The 17,669-nt window shown below is 75.2% G+C and carries 9 protein-coding genes and 3 pseudogenes; 7 read left to right on the forward strand and 5 right to left on the reverse strand.

The window, feature by feature from the left end; genetic code table 11:
- The first annotated feature begins 154 nt into the window (after window positions 1-154).
- Both L6E17_RS09930 and L6E17_RS09935 read left to right on the forward strand, forming a co-directional pair.
- Complete coding sequence (locus L6E17_RS09930) at window positions 155-1,528, forward strand: SWIM zinc finger family protein (protein WP_236240360.1); 1,374 nt, start codon at window positions 155-157, stop codon at window positions 1,526-1,528.
- Window positions 1,529-2,232: 704 nt separating this feature from the next.
- Window positions 2,233-3,888 carry a DUF5691 domain-containing protein gene (locus tag L6E17_RS09935; RefSeq protein ID WP_236240361.1) on the forward strand — a complete coding sequence of 552 codons (1,656 nt, stop codon included), beginning with the start codon at window positions 2,233-2,235 and terminating at the stop codon, window positions 3,886-3,888.
- Window positions 3,889-4,405: 517 nt separating this feature from the next.
- On the opposite strand, the gene L6E17_RS09940 is transcribed toward L6E17_RS09935, so the two are convergent.
- Window positions 4,406-4,822 carry a cobalamin B12-binding domain-containing protein gene (locus L6E17_RS09940; RefSeq protein WP_236240362.1) on the reverse strand — a complete coding sequence of 139 codons (417 nt, stop codon included), beginning with the start codon at window positions 4,820-4,822 and terminating at the stop codon, window positions 4,406-4,408.
- Window positions 4,823-5,188: 366 nt separating this feature from the next.
- On the opposite strand from L6E17_RS09940, the gene L6E17_RS09945 reads away from it, so the two are divergent.
- Both L6E17_RS09945 and L6E17_RS09950 read left to right on the forward strand, forming a co-directional pair.
- On the forward strand, window positions 5,189-6,265 hold the full coding sequence (locus L6E17_RS09945) for a triacylglycerol lipase (protein ID WP_236240363.1): 1,077 nt from the start codon (window positions 5,189-5,191) through the stop codon (window positions 6,263-6,265).
- Between the two features lie 222 nt (window positions 6,266-6,487).
- The gene (locus tag L6E17_RS09950) at window positions 6,488-8,149 is read left to right on the forward strand and encodes a M23 family metallopeptidase (RefSeq protein WP_236240364.1); all 1,662 of its coding nucleotides are present in this window, start codon (window positions 6,488-6,490) and stop codon (window positions 8,147-8,149) included.
- A 299-nt stretch (window positions 8,150-8,448) separates the two neighbouring features.
- Here the strand turns inward: L6E17_RS09950 and pcrA are convergent, their stop codons facing one another.
- On the reverse strand, window positions 8,449-10,923 hold the full coding sequence (pcrA, locus tag L6E17_RS09955) for a DNA helicase PcrA (RefSeq protein ID WP_236240365.1): 2,475 nt from the start codon (window positions 10,921-10,923) through the stop codon (window positions 8,449-8,451).
- A gap of 1,604 nt (window positions 10,924-12,527) precedes the next feature.
- Between pcrA and L6E17_RS09960 the strand changes: the two genes are divergently transcribed.
- Entirely contained in the window at window positions 12,528-12,821 is a 294-nt protein-coding gene (locus tag L6E17_RS09960) for a C40 family peptidase (RefSeq protein WP_374109023.1), read from the forward strand.
- A 37-nt stretch (window positions 12,822-12,858) separates the two neighbouring features.
- On the opposite strand, the gene L6E17_RS09965 is transcribed toward L6E17_RS09960, so the two are convergent.
- Window positions 12,859-13,212 (reverse strand): hypothetical protein, encoded by a 354-nt coding sequence (locus L6E17_RS09965; RefSeq protein ID WP_236240366.1) that lies wholly within the window; start codon window positions 13,210-13,212, stop codon window positions 12,859-12,861.
- 429 nt (window positions 13,213-13,641) lie between these two features.
- Here L6E17_RS09965 and L6E17_RS09970 point away from each other — a divergent pair.
- Window positions 13,642-14,767 (forward strand): annotated as a pseudogene (locus L6E17_RS09970) (NlpC/P60 family protein).
- 48 nt (window positions 14,768-14,815) lie between these two features.
- Here the strand turns inward: L6E17_RS09970 and L6E17_RS09975 are convergent.
- Together L6E17_RS09975 and L6E17_RS09980 are read right to left on the reverse strand one after the other, a co-directional pair.
- Window positions 14,816-15,517 carry a response regulator transcription factor gene (locus L6E17_RS09975; protein ID WP_236240367.1) on the reverse strand — a complete coding sequence of 234 codons (702 nt, stop codon included), beginning with the start codon at window positions 15,515-15,517 and terminating at the stop codon, window positions 14,816-14,818.
- Window positions 15,518-15,606: 89 nt separating this feature from the next.
- A pseudogene (locus tag L6E17_RS09980) lies at window positions 15,607-16,908 on the reverse strand (PspC domain-containing protein); the annotation flags it as partial.
- Window positions 16,909-17,144: 236 nt separating this feature from the next.
- On the opposite strand from L6E17_RS09980, the pseudogene L6E17_RS09985 reads away from it, so the two are divergent.
- Window positions 17,145-17,570 (forward strand): annotated as a pseudogene (locus L6E17_RS09985) (PspC domain-containing protein); the annotation flags it as partial.
- Between the last annotated feature and the right edge of the window lie 99 nt (window positions 17,571-17,669).

The following is a 17,669-nucleotide window of genomic DNA, read 5'->3' on the forward strand; positions in this document are numbered from 1 at the left end:
CCTCCAGATCGTTCGCGTGGTTCGACCGGTCTGCGATCCACCGTGCACCACGCCACTGACAACGGGCCGTTGCCGCACGTCACCCGGCGTGCGGCCGGGTCCGGCCCCGGCCCGGCCGGCCCGATTGTCAGTGGCGGGTCCTACGGTCGGAGGCATGAATCAGCAGGGGGTGCGCCGGACGGCGGATCAGGCGCCGGTCCCGGCTCCTGACGCCGCGGCAGGCAGGGCGGGCAGCGGGCTGGGGACGGCTGAGGCGTGGTCGGGGGCGGGATGCAGCAGTGCGGGGGTCGTCTGGGGCGTGTGCGAGGACGGCGGCGGCGCGCCGTACCGGACGGTGGCCTGCTCGGACGGCCGCGCGTACCGGTGCAGTTGCCCGAGCCGCAGGTCGCCGTGCCGGCATGTGCGGGGGCTCCTGCTGCTGTGGGCCGCCGACCCGTCGGCCTTGCCGTCCGGTGCGGCCTTACCGGACTGGGCGGCGCGGTGGCTTGAGGGCCTGCACGCGGGGCCGGGCACGGCGGGCGGCACGGCAGCGGCCGGTGCGGGCGGGGCGGAAGGCACCGGCGTGCGCGGGCCGTCGGACGTGCGGGCGGCGCAGCGGCGTGCGGCTGCCCGCGCGGCCCGGGTCACCGCGGGGGTCGAGGAGTTGCAGCAGCGGCTGTCCGACCTGCTGCGGGAAGGACTGTCGTCGGCAGAGCACGCGGGGGCGGAGCTGTGGGAGGAGACGGCCCGCCGGATGGTGGACGCGCAGGCCCCCGGTCTCGCGGGCCGGGCGCGGGAACTGGCCGTGATACCGGGCTCCGGGCCGGGTTGGCCGGTGCGGCTGCTGGAGGAGAGCGCGTTGACGCACCTCCTGGACCGGGCGTGGCTGACCGTGGACCGGCTGCCGGACCCCCTGGCCGCGACGGTGCGCACGCGCGTGGGCCTTCCGGTACGGGCCGAGGGCCCGGCCGTGCGGGACCGATGGCTGGTCCTCTGCCAGTACGACACGTCGGACGGCCGGCTGACGACGCGCCGCATATGGCTGTACGGCGAGGGGTCGGGGCGCACGGCCCTGCTGCTGTCCTTCGGGGCGGCGGGCAGGGCACCGGAGTTGGCGCTTCCGGTCGGTGCGGTCCTGGACGCGGAGGTCACGCCGTATCCAGGATCCGGTCGGCTGCGGGGGGAGCTGGGGCGGCAGTTCGCGGCGCCCGCCCCGGCGGAGGCGCCTCCGCCGGGAGGGACGGCGGGGGACGCGCTGGACGCGTACGGCCTGGCCCTGCGGCAGGATCCGTGGCTCGACTCCTGGCCCGTGACCCTGCGGGACGCCATACCCGCCCCGACGGGCGGGGGCGGCTGGCAGTTGGCGGACGCGGACGGCGCCGCGGCCCTGCCCCTGAGCCGCGCCGCGGTGTCCCGGCAGGGGTTGTGGCGGCTGGCGGCGCTGTCCGGAGGAGCACCGGTCACGGTGTTCGGCGAGTGCGGCCACCGCGGGTTCACGCCCCTGGCCGCCTGGGGCCCCGACGCCCCGGGGCCGGTCGCCCTCACATGACGCCCCCGCGCACGGCCCTGCACGGCGGCGCGGGCCGCAGCAGGCGCACTCGACCGCCGCTACCGGAGGGGCGCGTTGCCTCCCGGAGGGGCGCGGTGGGCGCCGGACCGAAGGGCAGCGCCCCACCGGGGACACCGCGAAGGCGAGGATGCCCGGCCTGGGGACCGCAGAAGCCCAGGGGTGCCGCGGCCCCGCGCCCAGCGCATGAAGCCGGGCCGTGCCGCGGCCCCATGGACACCGCAGAAAGCCCGCCATATCGCAACCCCAAGCACCCCACAGAAGCCGGCGATACCCCAGCCCCTGCACGCCACAAACAGCCGCAGATGCAGCAGCCACCCCTCGGACACCGCAGCACCGCACCCATCACGGCCCCTGGCCCGCAGCACCACGCCCCGGACGAATGCCGGACCCGCAGCAGCACCACACCCCCGCACAACCCCCGACCCCTAGCACCACGCCCCCGGACGAACCCCCGGACCCGCAGCAGCACCACACCCCAGGACCCCCGACCCCCAGCACCACCGCAAGCCCCCCGTCCCCCAGCACCACACCCCCAGGCGACCCCCGGACCCGCACCCTCCAGCCACCGCACCCCCGCACGACCCCGCAGCAGCAGCCGCCCCGCGGGCGCCGCGGGCCCGCTGTCACCGCCGTCCCGTCTCTCTGACCTTTCTCCGACCTCCCCTCGACCCCCTGGAGTAGAGATGACCGCGACCCCGTGGGAAGACCTCGTGACGTCGGCGCTGCTCGGCACCGAACGCCGGCCGCCGGGCCCCGGCGTCGCCGCCGACGGGCAGGAGGCGCCCGAGGCGCTGCTCGACGCGGCCGCGCTGGCGACCGTACGGCGGCGGGCCGGGCTGCGCCCCGCGGCCGCCGTGCCGCTGCCGGAGCCCGCACCCGGCGACGGACGGCCGCCGCTGCCCGACGCGGCGCGCAGGCGGCTCGCGCAGCTGCTAGCCGACCGGACCGGCGCGGGCCACGGCGCCGGTCGCCGGGGCGCGGCGCCGGACCTCACCGAGCTGCTGCCGCAGTGGTTGGCCGCCGCGAACCGGCACGGCTACCGGGCGCCCGCCGCCCTGCTGCCCGCGTTGCTGGACGCGGCACGGGCCCGTACGGACCTGAGGCAGCAGGTGCTGGCGTTCGCCGGGCCGCGGGGCCTGTGGCTGGCCCGGCTCAACGACGAGTGGCGGTTCGCGCTGCGCGGACCGCACGGCGGGCCTGCACTGCCCGACCCGGCCGACAGCGGACGGATACGGCAGCTGTGGGAGGAGGGTCTCTTCGCGGAACGGGTGGCCCTGCTGGAGGCCCTGCGGACCCGCGATGCCGCGGTGGCGCGCGCCCTGCTGGACTCCACGTGGGAGGCCGAGCGGGCCGAGGACCGGCTGATGTTCCTTGACGTGCTGAGGAGGGGGCTGTCGCCGGAGGACGAGCCGTTCCTCGAACGTGCCCTGACCGACCGCAGCCGCAACGTGCGGGCCACGGCGGCGGAGCTGCTCTCGGCACTCCCCGGGTCGGCGCTGGCCGGCCGTATGGCGCGGCGGGCCGCCACCTGCGTCGGCCTGGACCACACCGGCGCCGGGGCGACGATCGCCGTGGAGGCGCCGCACGAGTGCGACGCGGCCATGCGGAGCGACGGTGTCGAACCGAACCCGCCCGCCGGCCGCGGCCGCCGCTCGTGGTGGCTGAGCCAACTGGTGGAGGCGGCACCGCTGGCGGTCTGGACGGACAGGTTCGGCGGCCGCACCGCCGAACAGGTCGTCGCGCTTCCCGTCGCGGACGACTGGCGCGAGGAACTGCACGCCGCGTGGTGCCGGGCGGCGGTCCGGCAGCGGAACGCCGAATGGTCCCGGGCCCTCCTGGGGTCCGCGCCGGCGCCGCTCGCCCCCACCGGGGCGCGGCCGTCGCTGCTGTCGACGCTGCCGGACGCGGAACGCGCCCTGTGGGTGGCGCGGTTCATCGCGGCGCACGGCCTGTCGGAGGCGTTCCAGATGCTCGGTGCCTGCACGGTGCCGTGGTCGGGCCCGCTGGCGCGTGCGGTGGTCGACGCGCTCGACATCGCGCGGGACGCGGGCAGCTACCCGTGGAGCTTCAGTGGGGTGATGGGACTCGCCGAGCGGTGTCTGGACCCGGCGGAGGCGGACCGGCTCGAACCGCTGACGGCGGTGCCCGACGAACCGGACGGCGCCTCGCCGGGTGCCGGCGGCTACTGGTCGGAGGCGTTCCGCCGCCTCGTCGCCACGCTGCGTCTGAGGGGGGCCATGCACGCCGAGCTGTCGGAGCGGTCGGAACCGCAGAAGGTCTCGGAACCGCAGAAGGTGTCGGAACTGGCGCAGCCCTCTCCTCGGCCGCCCGGCCCCTGACCCGCACCGCAAGGGCCTGCCCCCTCGGAGCATCCGCCCCGGCGCCGCCTCCGCGGCTTGGAGCCACCGCCACGGCGATGACCGGCCACGAGACCGGTCCGTCGCGGAGCGGCGGGCGAACAGGCTGGGGAAAATCCCGCCCGCGGGACATGCACGTTTCGCGGTCGCACGGTGCCGTACGGCCGCCGGGTGCGGACGTGTCCCGTCGCGCCCGGCGGCTGCCCGCGCCCGACGGGGCGGTTTCCGGGGCCGTTCCCGGCACCGCGGAGCCTCGGACCGGCGCCGGGAGACCTGCGGTGCCGCCGGGGTCCGGCCCCGGCGGTGGCGGTGGCGGTGGAGGCAGGCCGCGTGAGCGGGGCCTGGGATCAGGCCACGTGCGGGGAACCGGGGATCACACGCCCTCGTCGGGGCCTGGGGTCAAGCCGCGCGGGCGGCCCAGGCGTCAGGCCACATGCGCGGCCCGGGCGTCAGGCCGCGTGCGCGGCCCGGGGGTCAGGCCGCGTGCGCGGCCCGGGGGTCAGGCCGCGTCGGCGGGGTGGCGGACGTTCGCGTTCACCCAGTCGACGATCGACGCCGTCGTCGCCCCCGGGGTGAAGATCTCGGCCACGCCCTTCTCCTTCAGCGGCGGGATGTCCGCCTCGGGGATGATGCCCCCGCCGAAGACCAGGATGTCCTCCGCGTCCCGCTCCTTCAGCAGCTCGATGACCTTCGCGAACAGCGTGTTGTGCGCACCCGACAGGATCGACAGACCGATCGCGTCCGCGTCCTCCTGGATCGCGGTGTCGACGATCTGCTCCGGCGTCTGGTGCAGCCCGGTGTAGATGACCTCCATACCGGCGTCCCGCAGCGCACGCGCGATCACCTTCGCGCCGCGATCGTGGCCGTCGAGACCCGGCTTGGCGACCACCACGCGGATCGGACCGGTCACACCCATCAGTGCCTCCAGATGCGTCCCCCGTACCTGTGTGCCGGGGAGGTGAACGAACGTTATCTACAGCATCCCGCACCCGACAGTTTCACGGCGGGCAGCGAGGGGGAAATCACACGTGGGACACGTTCACTCTGCGTCGTACCCGCATCAGGCGGACCCTCGGTCACGGCTGGGACGGACGCACCAGGAGCCTCGACGAGGTGTCGTATCCCCGTGCCGACAGCCGCGCGGCACGGCGGTACGACCCATCCCCACCACCTCGCCGACGGCCCCGCCCTGAGGGCATACGGGGGGTCGGAGCCGCCCTCCGTATGCCCCTCCGCTCCGGAGGTCGAGCCCGTGAAAGCCCTGCCCCCCTCATACGGACCCATGGCCAAGGCCACCGCGCTGGAGGTCGCCGTCCTGGCGCTGCACCTGCTGCTCTACCCGACCGGAGTCACCCAGGAGCGGCGCCTTCCTTACCGGGACGGCGGAGCGGGCGGCCCCGTCGACCACGGCGACGGCGGGGCGCAGGACCGCCGGCCCCGCGAGCACGAGCCTCGAAGCCGCCGGGCATCCGACAGCGAACCGCCCGACGGCGGGGCACAGCACGAGGGGCCCCGGACGTGCGAGGCGGCCGTGGACCAGGACCTTCGGGAGCGCGGCGCGCACGAGCCGCACGCGGGGGAGCCTGAGGCCCCGGCGCACAAGCCGCAGCCGAGCCGGGACCGTCCAGCCCACCAGTGCGGAGACCCGCAGGCCCGGGTGGCGACTGCGCACTCCGGAGGACCGGGCGGCCGGCAGGCGCGGGAACCGCGGGTGCCGCAGTGGGCGCCGCCGCCGGTCGTGCTGCTGCACGGCCTCGTCGACAACCGCTCCGTGTTCGTCCTGCTGCGCCGCGCGCTGGGCCGGGGCCGGCACGTCGAGGCGCTGAACTACTCCCTCCTGACCTGCGACCTGCGGACCGCGGCCCGGCAGCTGGCCCGGCACGTGGAGGACGTCTGCGCCCGCACCGGCCACCGGCAGGTGGATCTGGTGGGGCACAGCCTCGGCGGGCTGGTGGCCCGCTACTACGTCCAGCGGCTGGGCGGCGACGAGCGCGTCCGTACGGTGGTCACGCTCGGCACACCGCACTCCGGGACGGCCGCGGTGCCGCTCGCCGGGCTCCATCCGCTGGTCCGGCAGATGCGGCCGGGCTCCCCCGTCCTGCGCGAGCTCGCCGGGCCCGCCCCCGGCTGCCGTACCCGCTTCGTCAGCTTCTGGAGCGGCCTCGACCACTGGATGGCTCCGGCCGAGACCGCCCGCCTGCACCATCCGGACCTCACGGCGACCAATGTGGAGGTGATCGGAATAGGCCATCTCGCGCTGCCGGTCCACCCCGCGGTGTCGGCGCGGGTGCGGGAGGAGCTGGACGCCCGGCCGTGCACGGCGACGAGCGGAGGTTCCGCTTCCGTGTCGGTGGCGTGAAGACGCCACCATTTCTCGAACACCTTTCGAACGTACCGCCAAGGCTCGGTGTGCGCTCCGCCGAAAGGCGGCCGAATGCCCGTTTCCGACGGGCGTAAAACCGGTGGAAGATTGTCGCTTGCGCATACCGCCGGGTACAGTCGCGCCCACTGCTTCCCCTCTGGGCGTCCTCCGGGGGCCGTACCCAGACCTTGTCCTGCTGCCGAGGCGAGAGAGAAGTTGGTGAACGACCAGCACCCCCACGCCGACTATCCCAGCCACGGCGCTTATCCCACGGGCAGCCACGAGACGGGCGGGTACGAAGCCGGAACGTACGGCACCGGCACCTACGACACCGGGGCCTACGCCACCGGCACGTATGGCAGCGGGACTTACGGAACCGGGGTGTACGACACCGGTTCCTACGCCGCCTCTTACGACTCCGCTTCCCACGGCGGCTACGACGCCGGGCACAGCGGCTCGTACGACACCGGCCAGTACGACACGGGCGGCTGGACCGCGGCCGCCTCCGCGACCACGCAAGCGCACTGGGACGCCGGCGCGTACACCGGCCAGTGGGACGCCAGTGCGTGGAACCAGGCGCACGAGGCCCAGCAGGCCGACGCCGCGCAGCAGTTCGCCTCCACCGCTGTCTACGAGACCACCGGGCAGTGGTACACCGGCGGGCTCGACACGGGCTCTTACGACGCCACGGCCTGGGCCGACGCGTCGGCCGCCGCCGGTGCCGCGGACACTTCGGGCCTGGCCGAAGGCCCCGCCGAGCACACTCCCGAAACGTTCGTGCCGGAGCAGTACGACTACGCGACGGCCGACGAGGCAGGACTCGCGGACGCCGCGCCGCTCGGACACCCGGCCGGCCACCGCGCCGCCTCCCCGGGCGGGCAGCTCACCGACGACCGGCCACACGAAGCGGACTCCCCCGAGACCCATGGGGCCGACTTCGGCGCGGATTACGCCGGTTACCCCGACAGCCACCCCTACGACTCCTACGAGAGCCACGACGGCTACGAGGGGCACGAGGGCTACGGCGAAGGCACCGACCGCTCTGACGCGGGTGCCGACGAGACCGGTCCCGAACCGGTGGTGACCGCCGCGTCCGCCGCGGCGGCCGCCGCCCGCCCCGTGCGCCGCGCCGGTGGCAGCCGCAGCCGGCGGCGGCCCGCCGCCAAGCGGTCGGCCCTGCTCACCGTGGCCGTGCCCTCGGCCTGCGTGATGGGCGTCGCCGGTATCGCCGCCGCGTCCGTGAGCGGCCTCACCGGCACGGACGGCAAGGAGGAGGCGGCATCGGTGGCCGCGGACGTGCCCCCCGTGAAGCCGGCCGTCGCCAACCAGGCCCTCGACACACAGCTCGCCGCACTCGACACCGGGGCCCGCGACTTCGGCAACCGCGCCAGCCGCACGCAGGAGCGCATCGACCTCAAGGAACGCCAGGAGGCCGAGCGCAAGCGGAAGGCGGAGGAGGCCGCGCGGCGCGAGGCCATGCGTCCCAAGTTCGCCCTTCCCGTGGAGCTGCACCAGCTCAGCGCCCGGTACGGCCAGGCCGGCGTCAACTGGATGTCCCTGCACACCGGTATCGACTTCCCCGTCCAGTACGGCACGCCGGTCATGGCGGCCACGGACGGCACCGTGCGCACGCAGTGGAACAGCGCGTACGGGAACATGGTGATCGTCACCGCCAAGGACGGCACCGAGACGTGGTACTGCCACCTCAGCACCGCGAAGATCCGCTCCGGCCCGGTCAAAGCCGGTGACGTCATTGCGTATTCGGGCAACTCCGGTAACTCCACTGGTCCGCACCTCCACTTCGAGGTTCGACCCGGCGGTGGCACCGCCATCGACCCGGAAGCCTGGCTGAGGAGCCACGGCCTGAGCCCCACGGGCTGATTCACCACGGAAGCCCGCGGGCCGGCGGCCGCCGGTAACCCGCGGGCCTCAGCAGCAGGCCGGAGGCCGGCAACCGCCGGTAGCCCGCGGGCCTCAGCAGCTCCGATCCCGGAAACCGCCGGAAACCGGCGGGCTTCAGCAGGGCCGCCCGACGCCCACCGGCGAGTCCTCGGCAGTCGGCGGGCCGCCCAGGGCCGCGGGCCGCAGAGGACCGCAGCGGGTGGCCGTCGGGGCGCCGCCCCACCAGGAGACGCCCCGCCCGGCGGGAGCGGCGGCCGCTCCCGTCCGGACCGGACCGGTTACAGCTTCTCGACCGGCGCGTACCGGAGCAGCAGCCGCTTGGGCTTGCTGTCGCCGAAGTCGATCGTGGCCTGGGCGTCTCCGCCCGTGCCCGTCACCGCCGTCACGGTGCCGAGCCCGAACTGGTCGTGCGTGACCCGGTCGCCGACCGCCAGGGCGATCACCGGCCTGTCCGTCGTGCGGCGCGTGGCGAAGCCCGCCGGGCCGGAGCGGGCGCGGTGGGCCGACAGGGAGGCGGCCACGCCGGACGCGGGGGTGGCCGGGCCGCCCGCCGGGGCACCCACCCTGCGGCCGGTGCGGCGCCAGTCCATGTGCTGCTCCGGGATCTCCTCCAGGAAGCGGGACGGCGGGTTGTACGCGGGCTGCCCCCAGGCGCTGCGCATGGTGGAGCGCGTCAGGTAGAGGCGCTCGCGGGCGCGGGTGATGCCGACGTAGGCGAGACGGCGCTCCTCCTCCAGTTCCTTGGCCTGGCCGAGGGCCCGCATGTGCGGGAACACGCCGTCTTCCATGCCGGTCAGGAAGACCACGGGGAACTCCAGCCCCTTGGCGGTGTGGAGGGTCATCAGCGTGATCACGCCGTCGCCCTCCTCGTCTCCGTCCGGGATCTGGTCCGAGTCGGCGACCAGGGCCACCTGCTCCAGGAACTCCGCGAGCGTGCCCGCGCCCTCTCCCTCGCCCCGCTCCTGCTCGAATTCCAGGGCGACCGCCGCGAGCTCCTGGAGGTTCTCGATGCGGGTCTCGTCCTGCGGGTCCGTGGACGCCTGGAGCTCCGCGAGGTAGCCGGTGCGCTCCAGCACCGCCTCCAGGATGACGGCGGGCCCCGCACCGGACTCGACGATGGTGCGCAGGTCGTCCATGAGCTGGTTGAAGCGCTTCACGGCGTTCGCGGACCGTGCCGCCATGCCGTACGCCTCGTCGACCCGCTTCAGTGCCTGCGGGAAGGTGATCCGCTCGCGCAGGGCGAGGGCCTCGATCATCGCTTCCGCGCGCTCGCCGATGCCGCGCTTCGGGACGTTCAGGATGCGGCGCAGCGGGACGGCGTCCTCCGGGTTGGCGAGGACCCGCAGGTAGGCGAGGACGTCCCGGACCTCCTTGCGCTCGTAGAAGCGGACGCCGCCGACGACCTTGTAGGGCAGGCCGACGCGGATGAAGATCTCCTCGAAGACGCGGGACTGCGCGTTGGTCCGGTAGAAGACGGCCACGTCGCCCGCCTTCGCGTCGCCCGCGTCCGTGAGCCGGTCGATCTCGTCGGCGACGAACTGCGCCTCGTCGTGCTCGGTGTCGGCGACGTACCCGGTGATGCGGGAGCCGGCGCCGGCGTTGGTCCACAGGTTCTTGGGGCGGCGGCTCTCGTTGCGCTCGATGACCGCGTTGGCGGCGGAGAGGATGGTCTGCGTGGAGCGGTAGTTCTGCTCCAGCAGGATCGTCGTGGCGTCCGGGTAGTCCTCCTCGAACCGGAGGATGTTGCGGATGGTGGCGCCCCGGAAGGCGTAGATCGACTGGTCGGCGTCACCGACGACGCACAGCTCGGCCGGCTCGGGGTCGCCCTCGCCGCCCGCGGTGCCCACGAGCTCCCTCACGAGGGTGTACTGGGCGTGGTTGGTGTCCTGGTACTCGTCGACGAGGATGTGGCGGAAGCGGCGGCGGTAGTGCTCGGCGACGTCCGGGAACGCCTGGAGCAGGTGCACCGTCGTCATGATGATGTCGTCGAAGTCCAGGGCGTTGGCCTCGCGCAGCCGCGCCTGGTACATCCGGTACGCCTCGGCGAGGGTCTTCTCGAAGCCGTCGCTCGCCTGGTCGGCGAAGGTCTCCTCGTCGATGAGCTCGTTCTTGAGGTTGGAGACCTTGGCGCTGAAGGACTTCGGCGGGTACCGCTTGGGGTCGAGGTCCAGGTCGCGGCAGACCAGCGCCATGAGCCGCTTGGAGTCGGCGGCGTCGTAGATCGAGAACGACGACGTGAAGCCGAGCCTCTTGGACTCGCGGCGCAGGATCCGGACGCACGCGCTGTGGAAGGTCATCACCCACATCGCGTGGGCGCGCGGACCGACGAGCTGCTCGACGCGCTCCTTCATCTCGCCCGCGGCCTTGTTGGTGAAGGTGATGGCGAGTATCTGCCCGGGGTGCACGTCCCGGGTGGCCAGCAGGTGCGCGATGCGGTGGGTGAGCACGCGGGTCTTGCCGGAGCCCGCACCGGCCACGATGAGCAGCGGCGAGCCGGTGTGGACGACGGCGGCGCGCTGCTGCTCGTTCATGCCCTCCAGCAGGGCCGCCGGGTCCACGACGGGGCGCGGGGCGCCGTCCCGGTAGTAGGCGTCCGGATCCGGGGGCAGGTCGAAGCGGCCCCCGAAGAGGTCGTCCGGGACCTCCTCCGCGGGCGGCGCACCGCCGTCGAGGTCCTCGGGCGGCGGGGGCTCCTCCGCGGAGTGGTCGGCGAAGCCCGCCAGGAAGCTGTCGTCAAAGAGGCTGCTGCTCATCGCCTATCGAGTCTAGGCGGCCCCACCGACAGAGCGGTCCGGATCCGGACCGCTCGCCGGGAGAGGTGCGCGGACTCACAGGATCCGGCGGCGATCCGCCTCCTCCCCCGCCGTCGCTTCGCCGTCGCCCCGCCGTTGCCCCCGCCGTTGCCCCGCCCGGACCGTCACGGTGCGCGACGCTCTGCCGTGACCTTGGTGAAGACGCGAACAAACATCGAAAAGGTCACGGAAACGTATCGGGCATATCGCACATCATCCTTCACAGCACCACCACAGGTTGGCTAGCGTGCTCGCCCAAGCGGCCCGTCCCCCTTTCGGCGATCCCCGCCGACCGCGCCGCTCCGCCGATTCCGGCCTGTCCTGCCTGCCCTTCCACTGGCCGGCGCGGCGGCCCACGGAAGGAGATGCCGACCCTTGGCGTCGCATCGCAAGCCGCGCAGCCTCAGCACCACCCGTACGATCCGCTCGCACGCCCCCGCCGTCGGCTTCACCACGGCCGCCCTCGCCTCCGTGACGCTGCTGTCCTCCCAGAACGCGGTGGCCGCCCCCGGCGACGACAAGCCGACGGTGGAGGAGGTCCAGCGCAAGGTCGACGACCTGTACCGGCAGGCCGGCACCACGGCCCAGCGCCCGGGCAGGGCCAAGGAAGCCGCCGACCGGCAGCGGGGCGGCGCCGGCGGCCTGCGCAGCGCGGAGGCCGACCGCGCCGAGGTCCTCGGCGCGCCGCGGCAGGAGCGCGGTGCCCGCGCGGCGGCGCCGTACGGGACGGCGCCGCTCGGCCGTCCCGCGGCGCTGCTGTCCGCGCCGGACGTGCAGGCGGACGCCGACCGGCCCCCGCTCGTGGACCTGCCCGCGCAGCGGCAGCAGACGGCCGCCCCGGACCAGCCGGCGGCCGGGGGCGCACAGCGGGCGGACGCGCCGCGCGCGCGGGAGACGCCCGCGGTCTCGCAGGCCGAGCTGCGCTCGGCAAAGCGGACCGTGCAGGGGAAGCTCGCCGAGGCCCGCGCGCTGCTGGACCGGCTGGCGGCCGGGGAGCGGCAGCGGCTGGCGGAGCTGGAGCGCCTGCGGGAGGCGGAGGCCCACCGCCTCGCGGAGGAGCGGGCGGCGGCGGAGCATGCCGCACGGGCGGCGGAGGCGGCCCGCCAGGCTCTGGAGGCCCAGGCGCTCCCCCGGCACTCGACCTCCACGCGCCCCTCCAGGCACAGGAGCCCACGCCGCCCCCCGCCCACGCCGCCCTCGCGCTCATCCACTCCGCGGAGATCCAGCCGCCCTGTCAGGCCCAGGAGCCGACGCCGGCCTACGGCGAGGCACCCCAGGCGCTCGCCCGTACCCACGCCCCCCAGACGCCCCTCCAGGCACAGGAGCCCACGCCGGTCCCCGCCCACGAGGTCCACGCCGCCCTCTGGTCGCAGGAGTGCCTCCCGGCGGCCGGCGAGCAGGCCCGGGAGCCGCAGTCGGCGACCGGGTGGGGGGCGCGGCAGCAGGAGCCGTCACCAGCCCCGGGCGGGACGGCCGCCGCCGCGGAGGCCGACGGGGACGCGGTCTACGCGGCCAAGGCCGACAAGGTTGTCACGTTCGCCCGCGCCCAGATCGGCAAACCGTACGTGCGGGGCGCGACGGGACCGAGCTCGTACGACTGCCCGGGGCTGGCGCAGGCCGCCTGGCGGGCGGCGGGGGTCGACCTGCCCCGCGCCGCGGGCGAGCAGGCGCGGTGCGGCCGGCGCGTCTCCCCCGCCGAGCTGCTCCCCGGTGACCTGGTGTTCCTCTCCGGCGACGGCGGCCGCGTCGGCGTCTACGCCGGGGGCGGCACGGTGATCCACGCGACGGGGCCCGGTGCGGCGGTCCGCGAGGAACCGGTGTCCGACCTGCCCGTCCACGGGGCGGTCCGCCCGGCCTGACCGGCCGCGGCCCTCACCGTCGCCGCCGCCCTCCGCGTCACGTCCAGAGCGTGGCGAGGAAGATATTGACGACGGTGAGGCCGCCGACCGCGCCGAAGACGCCCTTCTCCACGTGCTCGTCGTCGCGCTTCACGTACACGAGCGCGAGGATCACGACCAGCACGGCCAGCTTGATGCCGATCTTGACGTGGTTGAGGTCGGCGCCCTGGGCCTCCCTGAGGCCGACCAGGGCGACGCCGGTCACCAGCATGGTGAGCGCGCCGTGCAGCATGGCCGGAACCATGCGGGCCGTGCCCGCGCCCATGGCCTTCATCTGGGTCAGGAAGCCGCCCAGGAGGGCGCCGATGCCGATGATGTGCAGGGCGACGAAGACATTGATGAGGACGTCCATGGTGGGGAGCCTAGCCCCGGCCATATCACCTGCCGCCACCGAGGTCGGCCTCTTTCGCGGCAACGGTCGCGGGTGACACGGAAGACGCGGTTCCGAACCGTTTCGCCCGGTCGCAGGCAGCGACCGAGCGCTCAACTGCGGCCAATAGCGGTCACTTCCCTGCCCTCCCCGAAACCCCGGCCTAGCGTCCTTCCCCAGGTGGCCGGACCTCCCCACCGACCGGCCACCGCACACCTCCCCCACCTGCCCGCCCCATGCCCCTGCGCCACCCCCGCCGCACCCGCCGCACCCGCCGCACCCGCACGCGCCCCTCACCCCGCACCGCACGCCCCCTCGGACCCGCACCGCACCGCCTCCGAGCCCCGGCACACCGCCACCCCGTGTCCCGCCCCCGTCCACCCGTACGCAGCGAAGGAAGTGACCGCCCTCGTGGCAGCGCACCGGAAGCCCAAGCAGTCCCCGCTGAGCGGACAGGCCGGTCGTACGGCCGCCACGCTCGCGCTCGCCGGGGCGGCCACCGCCACCGCCTTCGAGGGCTCGGGCCACGCCGAACCGCAGCTGACCGCCGCGCAGGTCAAGGCCAAGGTCGACCGCCTCCACCACGAAGCGGAGATCGCCACCGAGAAGTACAACGGCGCCAAGGAGAAGGCCGACCAGGCCCGCGACCGGCTGGACGCGCTGCGCGACGAGGCCGCGCGGCGCACCGAGCGCCTCAACTCCGCGCGCCACTCGCTCGGTGCCGCGGCGGCCGCCCAGTACCGGTCGGGCGGCCTGAGCCCGCGCTGCGGCTGGCGCTGTCCTCCGACCCCGAGCGCTATCTGCGCGGCGCCGCCCTCGCCGAGGCCGCCGGGGCGCGGCAGGCGGCCGCCGTCTCGTCGCTGCGCGGCCGGCTGGTCGACCTGGACCGGCTGCGGCAGGAGGCCGCCGACCGGACCCGGGACCTGAAGGCCCGCCAGGACGAGCTGAACCGCCACAAGGCGACCGTGCGGCAGCGGCTGGACGCCGCCGAGAAGCTGCTCGCCCGGCTCACCGCCGCCGAGCGCGCGGCGTACGAGGCCGGTCCGCACGCGCACGGCGGCGACGCGGGCCGCCCGGGTGCGGCGCCCCGTACGGACCGGTCCGGCCGCGAGGGACTCACCCGCGCGGCCGCGCCGTCCGCGGCGGCGGGGACCGGGGCCGCCCGGGGCCCCGGACACCGGCCCCGACGGCCCGCTCCGCCAAGGCGGTCGCCTTCGCGTACGGGGCCATCGGCAAGCCGTACCAGTGGGGCGCCACGGGCCCGTCCTCGTACGACTGCTCCGGGCTCACCCAGGCCGCGTGGCGGGCCGCCGGGGTGGCGCTGCCCCGCACCACCTACAGCCAGATCAACGCCGGGCAGCGGGTGGCCCGCTCCCAGCTCTCCCCCGGTGACCTGGTCTTCTTCTACTCGGGCCTGAGCCACGTCGGGATCTACATCGGTGACGGCAAGATGATCCACGCGCCCCGCACCGGCTCCACGGTCCGGATCGCGTCCATCGACGAGATGCCGTGGGCGGGCGCGGCCCGCGTCGGCTGAGCGCGCCCTTCTGCACGCGGCCACCCGCGCGCAGAAGGGGCAGCCGACTCAGACGAGCCGGCGGGCCGTCGCCCAGCGGGTCAGCTCGTGCCGGTTCGACAGCTGGAGCTTGCGCAGCACCGCCGACACGTGCGACTCCACCGTCTTCACCGAGATGAAGAGCTGCTTCGCGATCTCCTTGTACGCGTAACCGCGCGCGATCAGCCGCAGCACCTCGCGCTCCCGCTGCGTGAGCCGGTCCAGGTCCTCGTCCACCGGCGGCGCGTCCGTCGACGCGAACGCGTCCAGTACGAAGCCGGCCAGCCGCGGCGAGAACACCGCGTCGCCCTCCTGCACGCGGAACACCGAGTCGACCAGGTCCGCGCCGGTGATGGTCTTGGTGACGTAGCCGCGCGCCCCGCCGCGGATCACCCCGATGACGTCCTCGGCCGCGTCCGACACGGACAGCGCCAGGAACCGCACCGGCCGCTCCGGCGCCGCCATCAGCGAGGCGCAGCGCCGCAGCACCTCCACGCCGCCGCCGCCCGGCAGGTGCACGTCGAGCAGCACCACTTCCGGGCGGGTCGCCGTGATCACGGTGACGGCCTGGTCGACGTCGGCGGCCTCGCCGACGACCTCGACGCCGGTCTCCTCCGTCCGCCCGATCTCGGCCTGCACGCCGGTGCGAAACATCCTGTGGTCGTCGACGAGCACCACGCGCACGTGCCGCTCCGCCCCCTGCTGCTGCCCGCTCGTGTCCTCGGTGCTCATGCGCCCGTCTCCTCCGACTCCGACTGCCGCGACTCCCGCGCCGCTCCCGGCGCGGTCCGCGGCGCCGCCGACGGCTCCGCCTCCGGCACCGCCCGCTGCATCTCCAGCTCCACTTCCGTGCCCTCCCCGGGCGCCGACCTCACCCGTGCCGTGCCGCCGTTGCGCTGCATCCGGCCGATGATCGATTCCCGTACGCCCATGCGGTCGGCGGGGACGGCACCGAGGTCGAAGCCGGGACCGCGGTCCCGTACGGAGACGAAGACCGTGAGGCCCTCCACCTCGGCGTACACCTGGACGGCGCCGCCGCCGAGGCCCCCGCCGCCGGACGCCTCCCCGCCACCGTACTTGGCGGCGTTCACCATCGCCTCACGCGCGGCCTGCATCTGCGCGGCCAGTTTCTCGTCGAGGGGGCAGTCGCCGACGACCACGACCTCCAGCGGCACCCCGTGCTTGTCCTCCACCTCGGCGGCCGCCTTCCGCACCGCGTCGGCGAGGGTGGCGGGCTCCTCGTCCTCGTCCTTGCCGGTGCCCTCCGGCCGGTACAGCCAGGTGCGCAGCTCCCGCTCCTGCGCGCGGGCGAGGCGGCGCACCTCCGCCGGGTCGTCGGCGCGGCGCTGGATGAGGGTGAGGGTGTGCAGCACCGAGTCGTGGACGTGCGCGGCGACCTCGGCGCGCTCCTGGGCGCGGATGCGCATGGTGCGCTCCTCCGTCAGGTCCTGCGATATCCGGACCAGCCAGGGCCCGGCGAGCAGCGCGATCCCGGCGAGCACGGCGAGGGCGGCGGTGAGCGCGGTGCCGAGCTGGGCGGCGGAGCCGCGTACCACGAGGAACACGGTGAGGCCGAGGCCCACGAGGGCGACCCCGGCGAGGCCGCGGGCGAGCTGGAACAGCTGCTTGCGGCGGCCCGCGTCGGTCCAGCGGGCCCGGCGGGCGTTGTCGGCCTGCCGCCAGACGAGGACGACGCCGACGCCGATGAGCAGCGCCGGCCACACGTACCGGTTGGCGTCGCCGCCGAGGTCGAGGCTGCGGATGAAGACGGACATGCCGGCCAGCAGCGCGACGAGCGCGACGACCTGGCCGGTGTCGGGCTTGCGGAGCTTGCGGCGCCCGTCGGCGGTGGTCTCGAAGAGGCTGCGCGGCTCGGCGGAGCGCCCGCCGACGCCGAGGGGTACGGCGATCCAGAGCGCGGCGTAGAGCAGGACGGCCAGGGGGCCGTCGGCGAGGAACAGCCCGAGGAACGCCAGCCGCACCCACACGACGGGCAGTCCGAGGTGCCCGGCGAGGCCGCGGCCGACACCGCCGAGCATCCGCCCGTCGGCGCTGCGGTACAGCTTGCGCGGCGGCGGGTCGTCGGCGGCGGGGGCGGACGGGCGCGGGACGGCGGCTGGCATGCCTCGATGGTCACACGCCCGGCGCGCCGGAACATCAGGGTCGGCCCTGACCCGCACCCTGACCCGGCGGGCGCGGTCCGGGAGCGGAATATCAGGGACCGGCCAGGGTCGGGGCGGCTGCCGTCCCGGCGCGGCGGCCGTCACCATGGTCGTATGACTACCGCGACGCCGCCGCCGCCGCCCAGCCGGGGCGACCGGGCCCGACGGGGCACCCGACCGGCGGCGCCGCACCCCCGCTGCGCCGCACCCGGCAGAAGGTGATGGCGGGGGTGTGCGGCGGCCTCGGCCGCCACTTCGACCTGGACCCGGTGGTCTTCCGGGTCGCGACCGGTGTGCTCGCCGTGGCGGGCGGCATCGGCCTGATCTTCTACGGCTTCGCGTGGCTGCTGCTGCCCGCCGAGGGCGAGGAGGAGACCGAGGCGCGGCGGCTGCTGTCGGGCCGGGTCGGCGGTTCGTCGCTGACGGCCGTCCTGATGGCGCTGGTGGGCTGCGGGCTGTTCCTCACCATGCTGGGCGCCAACCGCGACGCGGTCGGTTTCGCGATCCTGCTGGTCTTCGCGGTGAGCGGCGCGGCGGTCTGGTCGCAGCGCCGGTCGGCCGCGGCGGCCTGGCCCTCCTGTGGGGACTCGCCGCCGGGCTCCTCGGCGGGCTCCTCGCCTCCCCGGTCCGCAGACGAGGCGACGTGACCCGGACTCAGCCCGGTCCGGGAGAGGCGTACCGGAACACCGGCAGCGCCCAGCGCGGCGGCGAAGGCGGCGGCC

It is taken from the genome of Streptomyces sp. CC228A (genome assembly GCF_021390935.1).
Lineage (GTDB): Bacteria > Actinomycetota > Actinomycetes > Streptomycetales > Streptomycetaceae > Streptomyces.